12 protein-coding genes are annotated in these 17,645 nt (G+C 63.9%); 7 read left to right on the top strand and 5 right to left on the bottom strand.

What is annotated here, in order from left to right; genetic code table 11:
- Window positions 1-110: 110 nt before the first annotated feature.
- The 4 genes from IM701_RS16950 (at window position 111) to IM701_RS16935 (ending at window position 6,940) form a co-directional block, all read left to right on the top strand.
- Entirely contained in the window at window positions 111-1,526 is a 1,416-nt protein-coding gene (locus IM701_RS16950; protein ID WP_193828516.1) for a sugar porter family MFS transporter, read from the top strand.
- Between the two features lie 66 nt (window positions 1,527-1,592).
- On the top strand, window positions 1,593-3,179 hold the full coding sequence (locus tag IM701_RS16945) for an alpha-N-arabinofuranosidase (protein ID WP_193828515.1): 1,587 nt from the start codon (window positions 1,593-1,595) through the stop codon (window positions 3,177-3,179).
- 998 nt (window positions 3,180-4,177) lie between these two features.
- The gene (locus IM701_RS16940) at window positions 4,178-5,587 is read left to right on the top strand and encodes an SRPBCC family protein (RefSeq protein WP_193828514.1); all 1,410 of its coding nucleotides are present in this window, start codon (window positions 4,178-4,180) and stop codon (window positions 5,585-5,587) included.
- A 168-nt stretch (window positions 5,588-5,755) separates the two neighbouring features.
- A complete protein-coding gene (locus IM701_RS16935; RefSeq protein ID WP_193828513.1) occupies window positions 5,756-6,940 on the top strand; it encodes an SRPBCC family protein in 1,185 nt (394 codons plus the stop codon).
- Here the strand turns inward: IM701_RS16935 and IM701_RS16930 are convergent.
- From IM701_RS16930 to IM701_RS16920, 3 genes are all read right to left on the bottom strand, one after another.
- On the bottom strand, window positions 6,937-7,848 hold the full coding sequence (locus IM701_RS16930) for a helix-turn-helix domain-containing protein (protein WP_193828512.1): 912 nt from the start codon (window positions 7,846-7,848) through the stop codon (window positions 6,937-6,939). The two genes, IM701_RS16935 and IM701_RS16930, sit on opposite strands and share 4 nt — an antisense overlap.
- Before the next feature lie 68 nt (window positions 7,849-7,916).
- A complete protein-coding gene (locus IM701_RS16925) occupies window positions 7,917-8,633 on the bottom strand; it encodes an SDR family NAD(P)-dependent oxidoreductase (RefSeq protein ID WP_193828511.1) in 717 nt (238 codons plus the stop codon).
- Window positions 8,623-9,645, bottom strand: a complete 1,023-nt coding sequence (locus IM701_RS16920; protein WP_193828510.1) for an NADP-dependent oxidoreductase — start codon at window positions 9,643-9,645, stop codon at window positions 8,623-8,625. The genes IM701_RS16925 and IM701_RS16920 overlap by 11 nt, the downstream gene beginning before the upstream one ends.
- A 166-nt stretch (window positions 9,646-9,811) precedes the next feature.
- Here IM701_RS16920 and IM701_RS16915 point away from each other — a divergent pair, with 166 nt between their 5' ends.
- Window positions 9,812-12,178 carry a TonB-dependent receptor gene (locus IM701_RS16915; RefSeq protein ID WP_193828509.1) on the top strand — a complete coding sequence of 789 codons (2,367 nt, stop codon included), beginning with the start codon at window positions 9,812-9,814 and terminating at the stop codon, window positions 12,176-12,178.
- A gap of 102 nt (window positions 12,179-12,280) precedes the next feature.
- A complete protein-coding gene (locus IM701_RS16910; RefSeq protein ID WP_193828508.1) occupies window positions 12,281-13,045 on the top strand; it encodes an SDR family NAD(P)-dependent oxidoreductase in 765 nt (254 codons plus the stop codon).
- Window positions 13,046-13,149: 104 nt separating this feature from the next.
- On the opposite strand, the gene IM701_RS16905 is transcribed toward IM701_RS16910, so the two are convergent.
- Window positions 13,150-13,947 (bottom strand): ThuA domain-containing protein, encoded by a 798-nt coding sequence (locus tag IM701_RS16905; RefSeq protein WP_193828507.1) that lies wholly within the window; start codon window positions 13,945-13,947, stop codon window positions 13,150-13,152.
- Entirely contained in the window at window positions 13,947-14,954 is a 1,008-nt protein-coding gene (locus IM701_RS16900) for an NADP-dependent oxidoreductase (RefSeq protein WP_039336742.1), read from the bottom strand. The genes IM701_RS16905 and IM701_RS16900 overlap by 1 nt, the downstream gene beginning before the upstream one ends.
- A gap of 144 nt (window positions 14,955-15,098) precedes the next feature.
- Here IM701_RS16900 and IM701_RS16895 point away from each other — a divergent pair, with 144 nt between their 5' ends.
- Entirely contained in the window at window positions 15,099-17,552 is a 2,454-nt protein-coding gene (locus IM701_RS16895) for a TonB-dependent receptor (protein ID WP_193828506.1), read from the top strand.
- Window positions 17,553-17,645 lie beyond the last annotated feature (93 nt).

Here is a 17,645-nt window from a genome sequence, read left to right as displayed (position 1 = left end):
CCGCGCCAGGCGACTGGCCGGGATAACTGGTGAGAACGTAAACAGGGCCGTCGACGCTGTGCATCGCGCATGGCAATGTCCGGGCCAGTTCAACGAGTTGGGAGAGGGAAATGGCTGCAGTGCAGCAGGACCGGGTCAACATGGCGCTTGTCGGCGCAATCGTCTCGGTGGCGACAATCGGCGGATTGCTGTTCGGGTACGACAGCGGCGCGGTGAACGGGACGCAGGCCGGCCTCAAGGCGGCTTTCGCGCTCGACGACAATGGCCTTGGCTTTACCGTTGGCTCGTTGCTCGTCGGCTGTGCTGCCGGCGCGTTCACGGCAGGCCGTCTGGCCGACCGCTTCGGGCGCAAGCGCATCATGGTGCTGGCGGCGATCCTGTTCCTGGTCGGTGCGCTGGTGCAGGGGCTGACGGGCAATCACGCGCTGTTCGTGGTGTTCCGCTTCCTCGGCGGCATGGCGGTGGGCGCGGCCAGCGTGCTGTCCCCGGCCTATATCTCCGAGGTTGCCCCTGCTGCGATTCGCGGCCGACTGACGAGTGTGCAGCAGGTGATGATAATCACCGGCCTCACCGCGGCCTTCGTCGTCAACTATGTGCTGGCGCAGCAGGCCGGGGATTCGCTCGGCAAGCTGGCGGGCGTTCCGGCGTGGCGCTGGATGTACCTGGCGCAGGCGGTGCCGGCGGTGGTGTTCCTTGTGGCCTTGCAGTTCATCCCGGAAAGCCCGCGCTATCTGGTGAGCAGTGGCCGCGCCGATGACGCCAAGGCCGTGCTGACGCGCATTTTCGGCGAGACCGAAGCGAGCCGCAAGGTCGAGGAAATCCGCGCCTCCTTCGCGACCGATCACCGCCCGCGCCTTGCAGATGTGCTTGCGCCCGGCACGGTGCTGCGCCCAATCGTGTGGGCTGGCCTGATCATTGCCGTGTTCCAGCAGTTCGTCGGCATCAACGTGATCTTCTATTACGGCGAGACGCTGTGGAAGCTGGCGGGCGTATCTGAAAAAGCCGCGCTCGAACGCAACATCATCTCGGGCGTGGTCTCGATCGCGGCTTGCTTCATCACGATGGCGCTGGTCGACAAGGTGGGGCGCAAGCCGCTCCTGCTGGTCGGTTCCGCCGGCATGACGCTGGCGCTGGGCGCGATGAGCTGGGCGTTCTCGCAAGGGACGCTGGATGCGGCCGGGGCACTGCAGATGGACCCGTCGCTGGGCATGATCGCGGTGATTGCAGCCAACATCTACGTGATCTTCTTCAACGTCAGCTGGGGCCCGGTGATGTGGGTCATGCTGGGCGAGATGTTCCCCAACCAGCTGCGCGGATCGGCCCTGGCAGTCTGCGGTCTGGCGCAGTGGGGTGCGAACTATGCGGTGGTGCAGAGTTTCCCCGCGATGGCGAGCGGTCTGGGCCTTGCCGAAACTTACGTGCTCTACACCGTGAGCGCGGCCGTGAGCTTCTGGCTGGTCAAGGCCTTCCTGCCCGAGACCAAGGGCAAGGAACTGGAGCAGATGGAAGGCTGGGGCGGGCACTGATCCGTCGCAGGTGAAGAATACGACCGGGGGCATGAACGGCCCCCGGCGCAAAGGAGAGCGAATTCGATGAAGCCGATTGCCAAGAAATTTCGGACAGTGCTGCTGGCGGCGACCTTTGCAGCTGGGTTAAGCGTGCCTGCCTTGGCAAAGGATGCTTCGGTCGAAGTTGCGATTGATACCGCCACGACCGGCCCGGTGATCGACAAGCATATCTTTGGCCAGTTTGCAGAGCACCTTGGCACCGGGATCTACGGCGGCGTCTGGGTCGGCAAGGATTCGCCCATCCCGAACGTGCGCGGCATCCGCACTGATGTGGTCACTGCCCTGAAGGCGCTCAAGGTGCCCAACGTCCGCTGGCCGGGCGGGTGCTTTGCCGATGAATATCATTGGCGCGACGGCATCGGCCCGGCGGACAAGCGCCGGGTGCAGATCAACACCAACTGGGGAGGCGTGCCGGAATCCAATGCCTTCGGCACCCACGAGTTCATGGACTTTGCCGAGCAGATCGGGTCGGAGGCCTATATCTCGGTGAACATCGGGTCGGGCACGGCGGCGGAAGCTTCGGCCTGGATCGAATACATGACCGCCGAGAAGGACACGACGCTGGCCAAGGAGCGGGCCGCCAATGGGCATCCCGCGCCGTGGAAGGTGCCGATCCTTGGTCTCGGCAACGAGAACTGGGGTTGCGGCGGCGCGATGTCGGCCGACCACTATGTCGAGGAAATGAAGCGCTTCGCCAACTTCACGCGCAATTTCAACCCGGCGCAGCGTGAAGGCGCAGCACGGATGAAGCGCATTGCCGTGGGCTGGGACAGCGACAAGCTCGACTATACCGAGGAAGTGATGAAGGCGTGGAGCACGCACGTCTATTCCTGGGATATCGAAGGCGTCTCGCTGCACAAGTACACTGTCGGCGGTGGCTGGCCGCCGGTGCGTCCGGCAACCGGCTTCGGCAACGATGAATACGCCCTGATGATTGCCGATACGCTGACCATGGACACCCTGCTCAAGAAGCAGAAGGCGATCATGGACAAGTACGATCCAGCCAAGAAGCTGCTGATTGCGGTGGACGAGTGGGGCGCGTGGCTTGCACCGACCCCGGGCAGCAATCCTGGCTTCCTGCAGCAGCAGAACTCGATGCGTGATGGGGTGATCGCGGCGCTCAACCTCAACATCTTTGCGCGCCATGCGGACCGGGTGAAGATCGCCAACATCGCACAGATGATCAACGTGTTGCAGGCGATGATCCTGACCGACGGCAGCAAGATGGTGCTGACGCCGACCTATCACGTGTTCAAGATGTACGTGCCGTTCCAGGACGCGCAGTTCGCGCCGGTGAAGTTTGCAGCGGGCGAATACACGGTGGGCGATCGCAAGCTGCCGCGCGTCGATGCCATGGCGGCAAAGGACAAGGGCGGGCAGGTGTGGGTCTCGCTCGTCAACGTCGATCCCGATGCGGGCACGAGCGTGACGATCCCCGGCTTCCGCAGCGCCAGCGGCGAAGTGCTGACCGCGCCGAAGGTGGACAGCGTCAACACCTTCGCCGCGCCATCGGTCGTCGCGCCAAAGGCGATCAGCGGCAAGGCAGCGGGTGGTGGTGTGACGATCGCCCTGCCTCCGCGCTCGGTAACGGTGGTGAAGGTTTCGAAGTGATCTGAAGAAGTGCCCTGCGGCGGTCTCTATCCTCCCTCCTGAGGCTGCTGCAATACCTGAACGGCCCGGAAGGCAATGCGCTTTCCGGGCCGATTTTTGTTTGCTTGGGGGTGCGGGAAGGGGCAGCGGGGCCCCGGGGCAGGCTGTATAGTAAGGCCCGGTGTGACGGGCCTTGAGCGGTTATGGCGCCAATTTTTGCATCCGAGCCCCGTTCCTGCTGATTGGAGGGGAAGGCTGGCGGACTGGCCGTTGGTGCAGACTGGCGGCTTTTGGGCATTTGCGACCAAAAGCGGACTGTCAGGACACGACGCCATTGCGGACGTTCAGCCCTAGCGGTTTTTCGGCCACCACCAAAACCTGAAGATAGTGTCGCTCGCGCCGAAGCTCACTCCAAAGTCAGCGCGATTGGCTGATACATCTCTCACAGCTTCCGAGAGATTGGAGATATCTTCCGGTCTGAGGGGCATTGCAAAAATCTCGGCTGAAAGGCCGATCGACCCGGTTCCTTCTAGGTCATTGCCAAGGCGGAGTTTTGCGGGGACTTCAAGGCGAAGGTCGTGACCGCCGAAAATGTTATCTGCCCCAACCACTCGGGGATCCGTCACCCTGATAGTCCGATGAGCGGGTTCTGTCGCACTGGAAAGAATAGAACACAACTCGATCAGGCTGGCACAGCCCATTGCATCTGCTGTGAAGTGCCAATCGTCATACATCCTGCGGGCTTTCCGGTAACGCCAAAGGCTAACCCGCCCGTCCTGCCGCCATGACCCGAGTGCTTGATCCATTCGCGTATGCTAGTCCGAAATCAACCCTTTTCCACCCCATTCCAGCCCTTCACTGCCCCGTCAGCGCGTCATGATAGCGGTCGTCACTGCGGATATTCCCGGCGGCCTAGCCTAAGTCACAGGGGGGCTTGGCGGGGATTCTTGACCTTGGTCAAACGACGGGCGCCTCTGGCATGACATTTTCCCGCTATCACCAGGATGGAGAGGAAAGACATGGCAGACCGCGATCCCGGCGCGTTCGAACAGGCCCGATGCCCCGGCACCAGCTGGGAGGACATTCTGGCTGCCGACGAAGTGCAGCCCCCCGCTTTCATGGGCGAAGACCGTTCGCAGTATCTCGGTTCCGAGCCGATCGATGCGGCGCGGTATTACAGCCCCGAATTCTTCCGCGCCGAGTGCGAGAAGATGTGGCCCGCGGTGTGGCAGTTCGCCGCGCGCGAGGAGGACCTGCCCGAGCCGGGCGACTATGTGACCTATGACAATGCGGGCCGGTCCTGGCTGATCGTGCGGCAGGAGGATGGCAGCGTGAAGGCGTTTCACAACGTCTGCCTGCATCGCGGCCGCAAGCTCAAGACCGACAGCGGCAGCGCCGAACAGTTCCTCTGCCCGTTCCACGGCTTTTCGTGGAACCCGGACGGGTCCTTACGCAACATTCCCTGCCGCTGGGACTTTGCCCACCTGACGGACCGGAAGATGCAACTGCCCGAAGGCCATGTGGCGCAATGGGGCGGCTATATCTTCATCCGCGAAAATGCCGAAGGGCCGACGATCGAGGAATATCTCGATCCGCTTCCCGAATTCTTCAAGCGCTGGCGGCACGAGGATTGCGTGACGGTGGCATGGGTGGCCAAGGTCATCCCGGCCAACTGGAAGATCGCGATGGAGGCTTTCATGGAAAGCTACCACGCCTATGTCACCCACCCGCAGCTGATGCCGTTCACCGGCGATGCCAATGCTGCCTATCACGTGCTGGGCCGGCACGTGAACGTGAACTACACCCCGTTCGGCGTGGTCAGCCCGCATATCGAGGCGCAGGCCAGGGCCGAACACTGGCCGCAGCAGCGCATCATCGACGAATTCCGCAAGTACAACGGCCGCAGCGCCGACAACTACGATGCGGACAAGGACAACTATGCGATCACGGTGCCGGAAGGGCGCAGCGCCCGCGTCGCGCTGGGCGCGAAGATGCGCGAGGTTTCGGAAAAGCAGTTCGGCGGGGACTATTCGGGCGTTTCCGAAAGCGAACTGCTTGATGCGCTGGTCTACAACGTGTTCCCCAACTTTGCGCCGTGGGGCGGGTTCATGCCCAACATTGTCTATCGCTGGCGGCCCTGGCCCGATCAGGACAAGTGCCTGATGGAAGTGCGCGTGATCGCCCGGGTTCCGGAGGGACAGCCTAGACCTGCAGGCGTGCCGATGCACTTGCTCGGCGATGACCAGATCTGGGCCGACGCGCCCGAGCTTGGCGTGCTGGGCGCGGTGCTCGATCAGGACAGCGAGAACATGGCGCTGTGCCACGAGGGGCTGAAGGTTTCGAAGAACGGGCGCGTCGAACTTGCCGACTATCAGGAAGTGCGCATCCGCCACATCCACCAGACGCTGGATTCCTATCTGAACGCTTGACGCTGGATGCCCACCCGCTGCGACTAGGTTCGCTGCGCTCTCCAAGTCTCGCGGCCCTCCCGCCTGCGGGAGGGCGAAGAGCGGCGCTGCAACTCCCCTCCCGCAGGCGGGAGGGGGCGGGGGTGGGCATAAGCTACGACAAGGATCTGAATTGAAAGGCTGACCCACATGACCGAACTTTACGACAAGTATGCCCGCGCCGCCGAGCGGATGCTCCATTTCGTCGAGACCAGGACGACCGACATGGCAAGCGGCACGATGCGGGTGCCCGTGGCGGACTACCTCAGCGAGGAGCGCTTCGAGGCGGAGATCGCGCGGATATTCAAGCGGTTGCCGCTGATGCTGGCGCTGACCATCGAGCTGCCGCAGGTGAACGACTACAAGGCGATGGAAGTGATGGGCCTGCCGGTGCTGATCACCCGCGGAAAGGATGGCAAGGCGCGCGCGTTCCTCAACGTGTGCAAGCATCGCGCGATGCATCTGGCCAAAGAGGGCAAGGGCAATTGCAAGGCCTTTGCCTGCCAGTACCACGGCTGGACCTATTCCAACGAGGGCAAGCTGATCGGCATTGCCGAGGCGAGCACCTTCGGCGAGGTGGATCGCTCCACCCTCAACATGACCGAGCTGCCCTGTGACGAGGCGGCGGGTCTGATCTTCGTGATCCTGACACCTGACTTGCCGATCAACGCCATCGAATGGATGGGCGGGATGTATGAGGACTTCGCCGCGCTGCGCCTCGAGACCTGGTACTTCCACAAGGCGCGCACGATGAAGGGGGCCAACTGGAAGGTCGCCTATGACGGCTACCTCGAAGGCTATCACTTCCAGGCCGCGCACACCAACACGGTGGCCACGCGCAGCCCTTCGAACCGCGCCCACTACGAGGGCTTCGGGCCGCATATCCGGCTGGGCTTCCCGCAGAACTCGATCACCCGCCTGGCCGACCTGCCGCGCGAGGAGTGGGGGCGACAGGAGAACAACGGTTATGATTTCATCCGCATGCTCTTTCCGAACATGAGCTTCTTCCTCGCCCCCGAGATGGGCCAGCTGGCGCAGCTGTTCCCCGGGCCGAAGGCAAACCAGAACACCACCGTGATGAACTACATCTTCCCGGTGAAGCCCGAGACCGAGGAAGGCCTCGCCGCGCTTGACCAGATGTGCGATTTCTTCTTCGATGTGGTGGAGGAGGAAGACTACTTCCTTGGCCTGAAAGTGCAGAACGGGCTGGAATCCGGGGCGATGACGCACCAGACGTTTGGCCGGAACGAGCCGGGCAACCAGTTCTTCCACAAGTGGATCGCCTATTACCTCGACGAAAGCAGAACCACGCCGATGCCGGTGATGAAGGCCTAATCGACCGGGCGGGTGAGCGCTTGGGCCGGCGCGCCGAGCACGACCTGGCGCAACTGGAGCGAGCGGGTGAACATTGGTCCGCAGGCTTCAAGGAACTGCGTGGGCTTCATGCCGAGGAACTCGTGCGCCTCGCGGATGAAGTGCGAGTAATCGGTGTAGCCGGCGTCGATGGCGAGCGCGCGTCGGCCCGGCCCGCCCCGGATCAGCGCATGGAGCGAGCGCAGGAAGCGGGCGCGGCGCAGCAGCAGCTTGGGCGCAAAACCGAACGAGCGCAGGCAAAGGCGCTCCAGCTGGCGCAAGGCAATGCCGAGACTGTGCGAGAGCTGGCCGACCGTGCGCAGATTGGGATCGAGCAGGGCCGAGAAGATCCGGGCAATGGTGTCCTCGTCGCGGTGAGGCGTGCCCATCCGGTCGATCAGCCAGGCATCGAAGATTGCAGGGACCGCGCCGGGCGCCGCGTTGCGCAGGTGCCGGGCCAGAGCTTCGACATCTTCGCCCAGCACGTCGCGCGCAGGGACGACGCGATCGGCGATCTTGGCAGCGGAGCAGCTGCCGAGGCGCGCCCACCCCAGCGGGGTGATCCCTGCGCCGATGACGGTGCCGGCATCGCTTTGCGACCAGCAGGCCGTGGACGAGGGGCCGAACAGCCCGACATCGGGCACGCGCACGGCTTCGGGCGAGCCGCAGCGGACCTGCCAGCGGGTCTGCGGATCGAGCAGCACGCGCAAGTTGAACCAGGCCGGCTGGAACACATCGCTGTGGACCTGCCCTTGCGGCGGCGCGACGGCGTAAAGATGGTAGCCGCTGACCAGCCCTTCGAGCCGGGGGGAGGGCTTCCAGTAATCCATGCGCATGGCCGCCGGCGGATCGGCCCGCGCGCTGCCTTCATCGAATGCCGCGACCTTCATCAACTGGCGTTCCTGCCCCTCGCCCAAGCCCTTGACCGGCTTTGGAAAAGGAACGGCCTGAACGGGTTTTAGTGCCGCACCATGGCCCCGCCATCGACCCACACGCCATGGCCGGACATGAAGCGGGCATCGTCGCTGCACAGGAAGGCGATGACGTCGGCGATGTCTTCGGGCTGTCCGAGGCGGCGCAAGGGGGCCTTGTTCTCCCAGAAGGTGCGGAATTCGGGCATCTGGGTAAAGGCCGGCGCGGTCATCGGCGTGGCGATGGCGCCGGGCTGGACGCAGCTCACCGTCACCCCGAACGGGCCGAGTTCCGCCGCGACCGACTTGGTGAAGCCGAGCACCGCGTGCTTCGAGGCGGAATAGGCGCTGAGGCCCTCGTCGCCGTGGCTCGACGTGGTGGAGCCGATGGTGACGATGCGGCCGTTGCCAGCGGCCTTGAGGTGCGGCGTGGCATCGCGCACGAGGCGGAAGACGGCGACGAGGTTCACCTCCATCACGCGCAGGAAATAGGCGTCGTCATGGCCTTCGAGGGGGTGAAACGCGCTGATCCCGGCGCAGGGGACAAGCGTATCGAGCCCGCCCATCACCGCCACGGCCTGTTCAACAAGCCGGGCATTGGCATCGGGGGCGGTGAGATCGCCTGAGAAATCGACATCGCCCTGCACGTCTGCGGTGAAGACTTGCGCCCCGTCGGCGCGGAGGCGCGCAGCGGTGGCCGCGCCAATGCCCGAGGCTGCGCCGGTGACGATGGCCCTGCGGCCCGTAAGGCGATCAGAGGCCATCGGCGATCTTCAGCACCAGCTTGCCGGTATTGGCGCCCGTGAACAGGCGCATGAAGGCATCGTAGGCGTTTTCGAGGCCCACCTGCACGTCCTCGTCGATGCGCAGGCGCCCTTCGGCCATCCACTGCGCCATGACCGCGCCGCCTTCGGCAAAGCGCGGGGCGTAGTCCATGATGAGGTAGCCATAGAGCGTGGCCTGGTTGGTGAGAATCGACCAGAGGTTGCGCGCGCCGACCTTGGCGGGCGAATTGTATTCGCTGATCAACCCGCACAGCACGATGCGGGCGTGCTTGGCGAGGTTGAGCAGTTCGGCATCGAACACGTCGCCGCCGACGTTCTCAAACACCACGTCAGCCCCGTTCGGCGCGGCGGCGCCGATTTCGGCGGCGAGCTGTTCGACCGACTTGTTCTTGTAGTCGATGGCGACGTCGAAGCCGTAGTCCTCGATCAGGCGGCGGCACTTTTCGGCACCCCCGGCAATGCCGATCACCCGGCAGCCGAGAATCTTGCCGATCTGACCGACCGCGGAGCCAACCGCCCCTGCGGCGCCCGAAACCAGCAGCGTTTCGCCCGGCTTTGGCTTTGCGACGTCGATCAGGCCGAAATAGGCGGTGAGGCCGACTGCGCCCATTGCCGACAGGAACCGCGATGGCGAATCGACCTGGGCGACATCAACCTTCATGGTGAATCCGCCTGCGCCGTTGACCGAATAGTCTTCCAGGCCATTCATGCCCAGAACCCAGTCTCCGACGGCGAAGTCGGGGGAGTTCGAGGCGGCGACGACGCCAACCGTCGTCGCCCTGACCGGATCGCCCAGCGGGATCGGCGGCATGTAGCTGGGCGCATCGTCCATCCACCCGCGCTGTGCGGGGTCGAGCGAGGCATAGCAGTTGCGCACCACGAAGCCGCCTTCGGGCGCGGAGGGAACGGCTTGTTCGACAAGGGAAAAGTCCTCTGGCACCGGTGTGCCGACAGGGCGGCGAGCCAGCAGGAAGCGGCGATTGACGGTCATTGTGATCTCTCCCGGATTCTTGTCCGAACGCTACGGCAAGGATGGATGATGCACTGGCACATGCACCTGTAACAAGTCGCAGTTGGTTCGATGCCCGCAGCGGTGGATGAAGGAGGCGAGCCATCGTCCCTGAGCGGACGAGGTTACCCTTGGAGGGAGGATAGACATGAGAACCACTGCTGCACGGCGCATGCTTGCCGTTGCCATGACCACGACCGCGCTTGGCCTTGCGCTGCCGGCATTTGCCACCGAAGCAGACGAGCCGCAGGCGGTCCAGGCCGACGAGACCACAGCAGCCGATGCAGGCGATACCGGCGCGATCATCGTGACCGCACGCCGCCGTTCGGAAACGCTGCAGAGCACGCCGGTGGCGATCACCGCGGTCAACACCGCCTTCCTTGAAAGCAAGGCCGCCGTGAACATCGGCGACCTGCAGGGCGCGGCTCCGGGCCTGCTCATCACCCAGCAGAATTCGGGCGCGCAGGCGGCCAACATCTCGATCCGCGGCCTGACCTATGCCGACATCGAAAAGTCGCAGACGCCGACCGTGGGCGTGCTGGTCGATGGCGTGGTGATCGGCACCAACACCGGCCAGCTGCAGGATGCGTTCGACATCGCCCAGCTCGAAGTGCTGCGCGGACCGCAGGGCACGCTGTTCGGCGCCAACACCATCGGCGGCGTGATCAACATCCAGCGCACCAAGCCGACGATGAAGCCCGGCCTCAAGGCCGAGGCGACCTTTGCCAAGTTTGGCACGTTCTCGACCAAGATCCTGGCCAACTACGGCAACGAGGAGAGCTGGGGTGTCAAGGCGTGGTACTTCCACAACGAGACTGACGGTTTCTACAAGAATGTCGTGCGCAATGTCGACGCGGGCTGGAGCAATGGCGAGAACTACGGCGCCAGCCTGCTGTTCAAACCGACCGGTTCGGGCTTCGATGCGCAGCTGACCGTGGCCCAGGTCGAGCAGGTGTTCGACCCCGTGGTCAGCAACATCACCAACAGCAGCGAAGTGTTCTGCGCGTTCATCCCGGCGCGCGAATGCAACCGCAACACCACCACCGATCTCTACACCACTTTCGGCGACGCCGCTTCGAGCAACTACAAGGCGCCCGAAGCGACGCTGGAAATGAACTATGACGCGGGCGGCGTGAAGCTGACCTCGATCACCGGCTGGCGCAAGAGCACGGAAGCGCAGACGCAGGACTTCGACGGTTCTTCGACCGACCTCTACTATGTCGATCGCCGCCAGCACTACGAACAGTGGAGCCAAGAGCTGCGCGCCGCGGGCGAGATGTTCGACGGGTTCGACTACGTGGTCGGCGGTTTCTACTTCAAGTCGGAATACGACCTGACGCAGTGGTCGCGCGTGTTCGGTTTCAGCCCGAACACCCCGCCGACCCTGTTTGACCGCAACGCCCAGCGCGTGGAAGGCAAGACCGAGAGCTACGCCGTGTTCGGCGATTTCAACTGGGCCTTTGCCGAAGGCTTCCGCCTTTCATTCGGTGGCCGTTACAGCCACGACAAGAAGGAGCTGAGCAACGGCTTTGCCGCCAACACGCTGCTTGACCCCGACAACATCGACCTGAGTAAGATCGCACTGGTCGGCAAGGGCAAGGCGAGCTTCAACAAGTTCACGCCCAAGGTCGGCATCGACTGGCGCCCGAACCAGGACGTGATGGTCTATGCCTCGTGGTCGCGCGGTTACCGTTCGGGCGGGTTCAGCCCGCGCGCGGCAACGGCTGCCACCGCCAGCACGCCGTTCCAGCCTGAAACGGTCGACGCCTATGAAGTGGGCGTGAAGCTTTCGGCGTTCGACCGCAAGCTCGAGCTGAACCTTGCCGGCTTCGTGTCGGACTACAAGGACATGCAGCAGAACCTGACCGTTCCGGGCGGCCCCACCGGCAACCAGACGATCACCGGCAACGTGCCGGGCGGTGCGCTGATCAAGGGCATCGAGGCGGACGGCACGCTGCGTGTGACCGACAACCTCCGCATCACCGGCTCTATCGCGATCATGGATTCGCACTTCCGCAACTTCGTGACTTGCGGCGCCTATGCGGCAGGGCCGGTGGCGACCAATGCCTGCGGTGCGGGGCTGGTGCCGTTCAACTACTCGGCCAACCGCCTGATCTATGCGCCGGACTTCACCGCGTCGCTGGGCGCGGAATACGTCGCACCGACCGGCTTTGGCGACATCACCACCAATGTCGGCTGGCGCCACATCTCGCCCTATGATGAACAGCTTTCGGCAGCTTCGCTGACGCCGACGCTGAACGGTTCGGGCCAGGCGACGCTGATCACGGTGGGGGGCAACGATCCGCGCGTGCGCACCACCACGCAGGATCTGGTCGATGCGTCGATGACCTTCAACTTCGACCTGAAGGACAGCAAGGCCTACCTGCGCGTGTTCACCCGCAACTTGCTGAACGAGAAGACCACGACCCACGCGTTCACCGTGGCTGGCCTGTGGTCGTTCGGCATGGCGCTTGAACCGCGGACCTACGGCGTGACCGCGGGCTTCAAGTTCTGAGGCCAGCGCATATAACCTGATCCACCTTGCCGGGGGGCGGGGGAGGGTCGCTTAGGCGACGTTCCTTTCCGTCCCTCCGGTTTTTTATAGGGAGAGTTTCTAATGGGCCGTCTTGCCGGAAAAGTCGCATTGATCACCGGTGGCGCTTCGGTGCCGGGTCTGGGCAGCGCCACCGCGCAGCGCTTTGCCGAGGAAGGCGCCAAGGTGTGGTTGACGGACCACGATCTGGCAGGGGCCGAAAAGGTGGCCGAAGGTATCCGGGCGGCGGGCGGTGAGGCCCGGGCCCTGCTGCATGACGTGACCAACGAGGCGCAGTGGGACGAAGTCTTCGCCGCGATCGAGGCCGAGGACGGCAAGCTGGACGTGTGCGTCAACAATGCCGGTATCGCGGTGCTGCGCCCGATCGAGGAAATGACCAGCGCCGACTGGGCCCTGCAGAACTCGGTCAACCTCGACAGCGTGTTCCAGGGCACCAAGCGCGCGGTGATCCTGATGCGCAAGACCGGGGTGAAGGGCTCGATCATCAACATCTCGTCGGTGGCGGGGCTGATCGGCGTGCCCGCCTGCGGCGCCTATGCCGCGGCGAAGGGCGGCGTGCGCCTGTTTTCAAAGACGATCGCGGTGGAAACCGCCAAGGACGGCATCCGCGTCAATTCGGTCCATCCGGGCATGATCCTGACCAACATCCAGGGTGTGGCGCAGGAAGACAATGCGGCGAACTATGACGCCACGCTCGCGCTGGTGCCGATGGGCTACATGGGCGCGCCGCTCGATATCGCCAACATGAACCTGTTCCTCGCCTCGGATGAGAGCCGCTATGTTACGGGGACCGAGCTGGTGGTCGATGGAGGCATGACGGCGCTTTGATTCTGCCGGGCCGATGCGTCCCCGCGCAGGCGGGGACCTCAGTCGGCTTAAGCTGAAGTTCCGTCACATCACCGAGGTTCCCGCCTGCGCGGGGACGCATTGTTTCAGGACGAGGCCACCCAGCGGATCGCGTTCTCGACCAGGCGGCGGTAGTGCGGGTTGTCGTGGGCCGAGGGGCCATCGCCCGGCTGGAGATAGACGAGGCGGCTGTTGAGGGCCTGCCGGGTCCAGCCGACGAGATTGGAGCCGGGCGGGTGATCCCAGCCTTCGCGGCTGAACATTTCGCCCTTCACTGCACGGTCTGCCGACCAGAAGTGATCGCGATCGAAAGCGGCGCTTGAGCGCAGGAGCGGGGTCACGCCTGCTTCATGGATCTGGCCGAGATAGAGTTCGTCGGTCAGCGTGAAGCTTTCGGGCAGGCCGGCGGTGACAGGATGATCGGCGACGACCGAAATCTCGTGAGTGACATCGTGGCAATAGCCGCTGTCCGCCACGGCGGTCCCGCGCCATTGGCCGGGATGGTAGAAGAACTGCCCGCCCAGCCAATCGTGATATTCGCCCCAGGTCGGCCAGCCTGCCAGCGCGTGATGCAGCGCGACCACGCCCTTGCCCTGTTCGAGCAGGGCGCGGAATCCGGCCTGCAGTTCGGCCGAGGGCTCGCGGTAGAGCGGGGCATTTTCCGGGGCTTCGAAATCGAGGCCGGGCATGTCGTAGAGTACCAGCGCATCGAACCCGCGCATGGCATCGGGGTTCATCAGCAGCGCGGCGGCGGGCTGATCGACCATGGTGGCCGAGATGCCGTCCATGGCCTGAAACATGGCGTCGAAGGCGGTGCGATCGAACGGATGGCCGCGCACGGCGACGAGGCACTGGAGCGGGGCGCGGTGCTTGATGATCGGCATCAGGCGACTTTCACGATGACTTTGCCGATCGCCTGGCCCGAGAGCATGCGGCGATAGGCGACGAGCGTGTTCTCCAGCCCCTGTGTCTCGTCAAGATTGACGGTCAGCGTCCCGGCATCGACCCATTCGCGCAAGACGGGCAGAAATTCCGCACCGCGATGGAGGAAATCGGGGATGAAGAAGCCTTCGATGCGCAAGCGGCGCATCAGCACCTGATCGAAGCGGGCGGGGCCGGGCAGGGGGGCATCGTTGTCATAAGCCGCAACCATGCCGCAGACGGCGACGCGGCCATAATGCGCCATGTTGGGCAGGACTGCGTCGAGCAGCGGCCCGCCGACATTGTCGAAATAGGCGTGAACGCCGCCTTCGATCCCGGAAAGGCGCGCGGCAACATCATCGCTCTTGTAGTCGATGGCGATATCGACGCCCAATTGTTCGGCCAGGTAGCGGCACTTCTCCGGTCCGCCTGCGATGCCGATGACCTTCGCGCCGAGATTGCGCCCGACCTGACAGGCCATCGACCCCGTGGCTCCGGCAGCCGCCGAGACCACCAGCCATTCGCCCGCCTTGATCGCGGCCACTTCCTTGACGCCCACATAGGCCGTCCAGGCGTTCATGCCGAGCGCGCCGAAGTGGTGGCGGATGTCGGTCACGGTATCATCGACGATTTCGAGGCCTGCGAGGGCAGGGACCATCGTGGCATATTCCGCCCACTGGCCGAAGCCGCGCACCAGTGCGCCAACGGGATAGGCGGGATCACGGCTTTCGCTAACGTGGCCGAGAACGAGGCCCGCCATCTTCGCGCCCAGCGGCAGGGGCGGCTGATAACCATCGGTGCGCGGGCTCATCCACATGCGGGTGCCCGCGTCCATCGACAGGTAGCCGACCCTTACCCGCACTTCGCCATCGGCCAGCGGCGGCAGGGCTTCGGTCTGCAGGCTGAGCGCGGCTTCGAAGTTTGAGCCTTCAGGGTGACGATCAAGGCGCCAGAAGCGGTTTTCGGTCATGGGAATTCCTCTCAAGGCACAGAGGTGCCGACGCTACGGCAGCGCAGCACCTAGCCAAAGGAAGAGGCTAACGCATTGGCGAGGCGAGCGTTCGTTACAGGAGGCGTAAACGCGCGAGACTAATCACAAAGGGAGGATGCGGTCATGCGCACCATCAAGGGAATTCTTCTCGCCACTTGCGCACTTGGCGTCAGCGCACCGGTCATGGCGCAGGATGCAGCACAGGAAGGCGCATCTGCAGGCGGCCTCGAGGAAATCATCGTAACCGCGCGCAAGCGCGAGGAATCGGTGCAGACGGTTCCGGTGGCGGTAACCGCCATCTCCGAAAAGACCATCCAGCAGCGCGACATCACCTCGATCGAAAAGATCGCTGCGGCCACGCCCAACCTCAACGTCGGACGTGCCTCGAACGGTTCGGGCGCGCAGCTGACGATGCGCGGCATCGGCTCGTCCTCGACCTCGATCGGTATCGAGCAGTCGGTCGCCGTTGTGGTCGATGGAGCCTATTACGGGCAGGGCCGCATCATTCAGGAAGGCTTCTTCGACCTGAAGCGCGTGGAAGTGCTCAAGGGTCCGCAGGCGCTGTTCTTCGGCAAGAACGCGACCGCAGGCGTCATCAGCCTGGCCACCAACGATCCCGGCCAGGACCGCGAATTCATTGCGCGCGCCGGTTACGAGTTCCGTTCGCGCCAGTATCAGGGCGAGCTGATTGCCTCGATCCCGCTGAGCGATACGCTGGGCGTGCGCTTTGCCGCGCGCGGTTCGATCATGGATGGCGGCTATTATCGCAACGTCTCGGTCGACCGCACCTATACCACCGTCGACATCCGCAACTTGCTGGCGGGCGGCAGCGGCAATCCGATCGGTTCGGTGGCCAAGCCTGCCGCATCGCGCGCGCCGGGTGAAGACGAGTTCCTGGGCCGCGTGACGCTCAAGTACACCCCGACCGACCGTCTGACGATGACGCTCAAGGGTTCGTACAACTACAATCAGGTCAACAATTCCTCGTGGAACTACGTGGCCTACAATTGCGGCCTCGCCACGGGCGTGAGCCAGCTGACCGGGTATCGCTGCGGCACCGATTTCGTGACGCACCAGAACAACATGCCCGCCGATATTGCCAAGGACTTCCCCTTCGCGAAGGACAATGGCGAGCTTTACAACCGCTATCGCTCGTGGGCGATCAACGGCGCTGTTTCTTACGAGCTGGACAACGTGACGATCAGCTCGGTCACCAACTACAACACCAACAACAACCGCTGGACCTGTGCCTGCGACTTCCAGAGCAGCAACAACGGCACCTGGGCTACCGAGAACAGCACCTGGAAGGCGTTCAGCCAGGAACTGCGTGCGCAGACCTCGTTCGACGGTCCGATCAACCTGATGGTGGGCGGGCTGTACCAGAAGACCAAGCGCGACTTTGCGCAGTACGTCATGTTCGCCGGGCTGCGTGACGATACCGCCTCTGCAGCCAACCGCTTTGTCGCCTCGTCGAAGACCAGCTTTACCGATGGCGAGACTGCGGCCCTGTTCGGGCAGGTGACGTGGAAGCTGATCGACACGCTCGAGCTGGCAGGCGGCGTGCGCTATACCCACGAGACCAAGGACAGCTTCTTCACGCAGCCCTACAACAACCTGGGCGTGCAGGGGATCTTCCGTGACCAGAACGATCCCGACGGCCTGGGCGAAGTGACCGCAAAGCAGGTGTTCGACGACTGGTCGCCGGAAGTGACGCTGACCTGGAAGCCGCAGGACGGCATCCTTGTCTATGGCGCCTACAAGACGGCCTACAAGTCTGGCGGATTCTCGAACGGTGGCATCAACTCGAAGTTCTCGTCCGATCCGCTGGCGGATCTCACCTTCAATCCGGAAAAGGCGCGTGGCTTTGAAGCCGGTATCAAGACGACGCTGGCCGACAACCAGCTGCGCCTGAACCTGGTGGCGTTCACTTATGCCTACAACGATCTGCAGGTCGACTTCTTCAACTCCCCGATCTTCGCCTTCCAGACGCTGACGGCGGATGCGCGGACCAAGGGCGTGGAGCTGGAGTTCGAATACGCCCCGCGCAGCATTGACGGGCTGAACGTCCACGGTTCGATCAACTACACCAAGGCACGCTACACCGATTTCCCCTCGGCACCGTGCTATGCCGGGCAGACTCCGTGGCAGGGTTGCACGCTGGTGGGCGGGCTGGATGCGCGCCAGAACCTGAACGGGGCGCCTCTTTCGGTGGCGCCGGAATGGACCGGGGCCTTTGGCGTGGGCTACGAGACCGCTGCGGGCGAAGGCCTGAAGCTGGGCTTCAACGTCGATACCCGCTATTCCTCGAGCTACCTCGCCTCGGGCTTCGGCAATCCGTTCTCGCGCCAGGGCAAGTATGCCGTGCTTGATGCCGGTATCCGCTTCGGGGCGGAGGACGACAACTGGCAAATCGCGGTGATCGGCAAAAACCTGACCAACCGCTTCTACGTCAGCGGCGTGGTCGATGGGCCTTCGACCGGTGGCGGCACGGGCACGGCGGCGGGCGTCCGCGCCGACCAGCTCGGCTTCGGCAACCTGCCGCGCACGGTGCAGGTCTCGGTGATCAAGCGCTTCTGATCGCATCAGGCGCAAGCGACACTGAAAGGGCGGGGCTTCGGCTCCGCCCTTTTGCGTTTGGGGGCACGATTGCGCCTTGCATCGGCGATCAAT

The organism is Novosphingobium sp. ES2-1 (assembly GCF_015169775.1).
Lineage (GTDB): Bacteria > Pseudomonadota > Alphaproteobacteria > Sphingomonadales > Sphingomonadaceae > Novosphingobium > Novosphingobium subterraneum.
The sequence above is the reverse complement of the archived record's forward strand: the minus strand, read 5'-3'. Positions and strand labels throughout refer to the sequence as shown.

Bases quoted from the DNA above. Each gene is read 5' to 3' on its own strand.
- IM701_RS16950 (WP_193828516.1), top strand. From the start codon at position 111: ATGGCTGCAGTGCAGCAGGACCGGGTCAACATGGCGCTTGTCGGCGCA.
- IM701_RS16945 (WP_193828515.1), top strand. From the start codon at position 1,593: ATGAAGCCGATTGCCAAGAAATTTCGGACAGTGCTGCTGGCGGCGACC.
- IM701_RS16940 (WP_193828514.1), top strand. From the start codon at position 4,178: ATGGCAGACCGCGATCCCGGCGCGTTCGAACAGGCCCGATGCCCCGGC.
- IM701_RS16935 (WP_193828513.1), top strand. From the start codon at position 5,756: ATGACCGAACTTTACGACAAGTATGCCCGCGCCGCCGAGCGGATGCTC.
- IM701_RS16930 (WP_193828512.1), bottom strand. From the start codon at position 7,848: ATGAAGGTCGCGGCATTCGATGAAGGCAGCGCGCGGGCCGATCCGCCG.
- IM701_RS16925 (WP_193828511.1), bottom strand. From the start codon at position 8,633: ATGGCCTCTGATCGCCTTACGGGCCGCAGGGCCATCGTCACCGGCGCA.
- IM701_RS16920 (WP_193828510.1), bottom strand. From the start codon at position 9,645: ATGACCGTCAATCGCCGCTTCCTGCTGGCTCGCCGCCCTGTCGGCACA.
- IM701_RS16915 (WP_193828509.1), top strand. From the start codon at position 9,812: ATGAGAACCACTGCTGCACGGCGCATGCTTGCCGTTGCCATGACCACG.
- IM701_RS16910 (WP_193828508.1), top strand. From the start codon at position 12,281: ATGGGCCGTCTTGCCGGAAAAGTCGCATTGATCACCGGTGGCGCTTCG.
- IM701_RS16905 (WP_193828507.1), bottom strand. From the start codon at position 13,947: ATGCCGATCATCAAGCACCGCGCCCCGCTCCAGTGCCTCGTCGCCGTG.
- IM701_RS16900 (WP_039336742.1), bottom strand. From the start codon at position 14,954: ATGACCGAAAACCGCTTCTGGCGCCTTGATCGTCACCCTGAAGGCTCA.
- IM701_RS16895 (WP_193828506.1), top strand. From the start codon at position 15,099: ATGCGCACCATCAAGGGAATTCTTCTCGCCACTTGCGCACTTGGCGTC.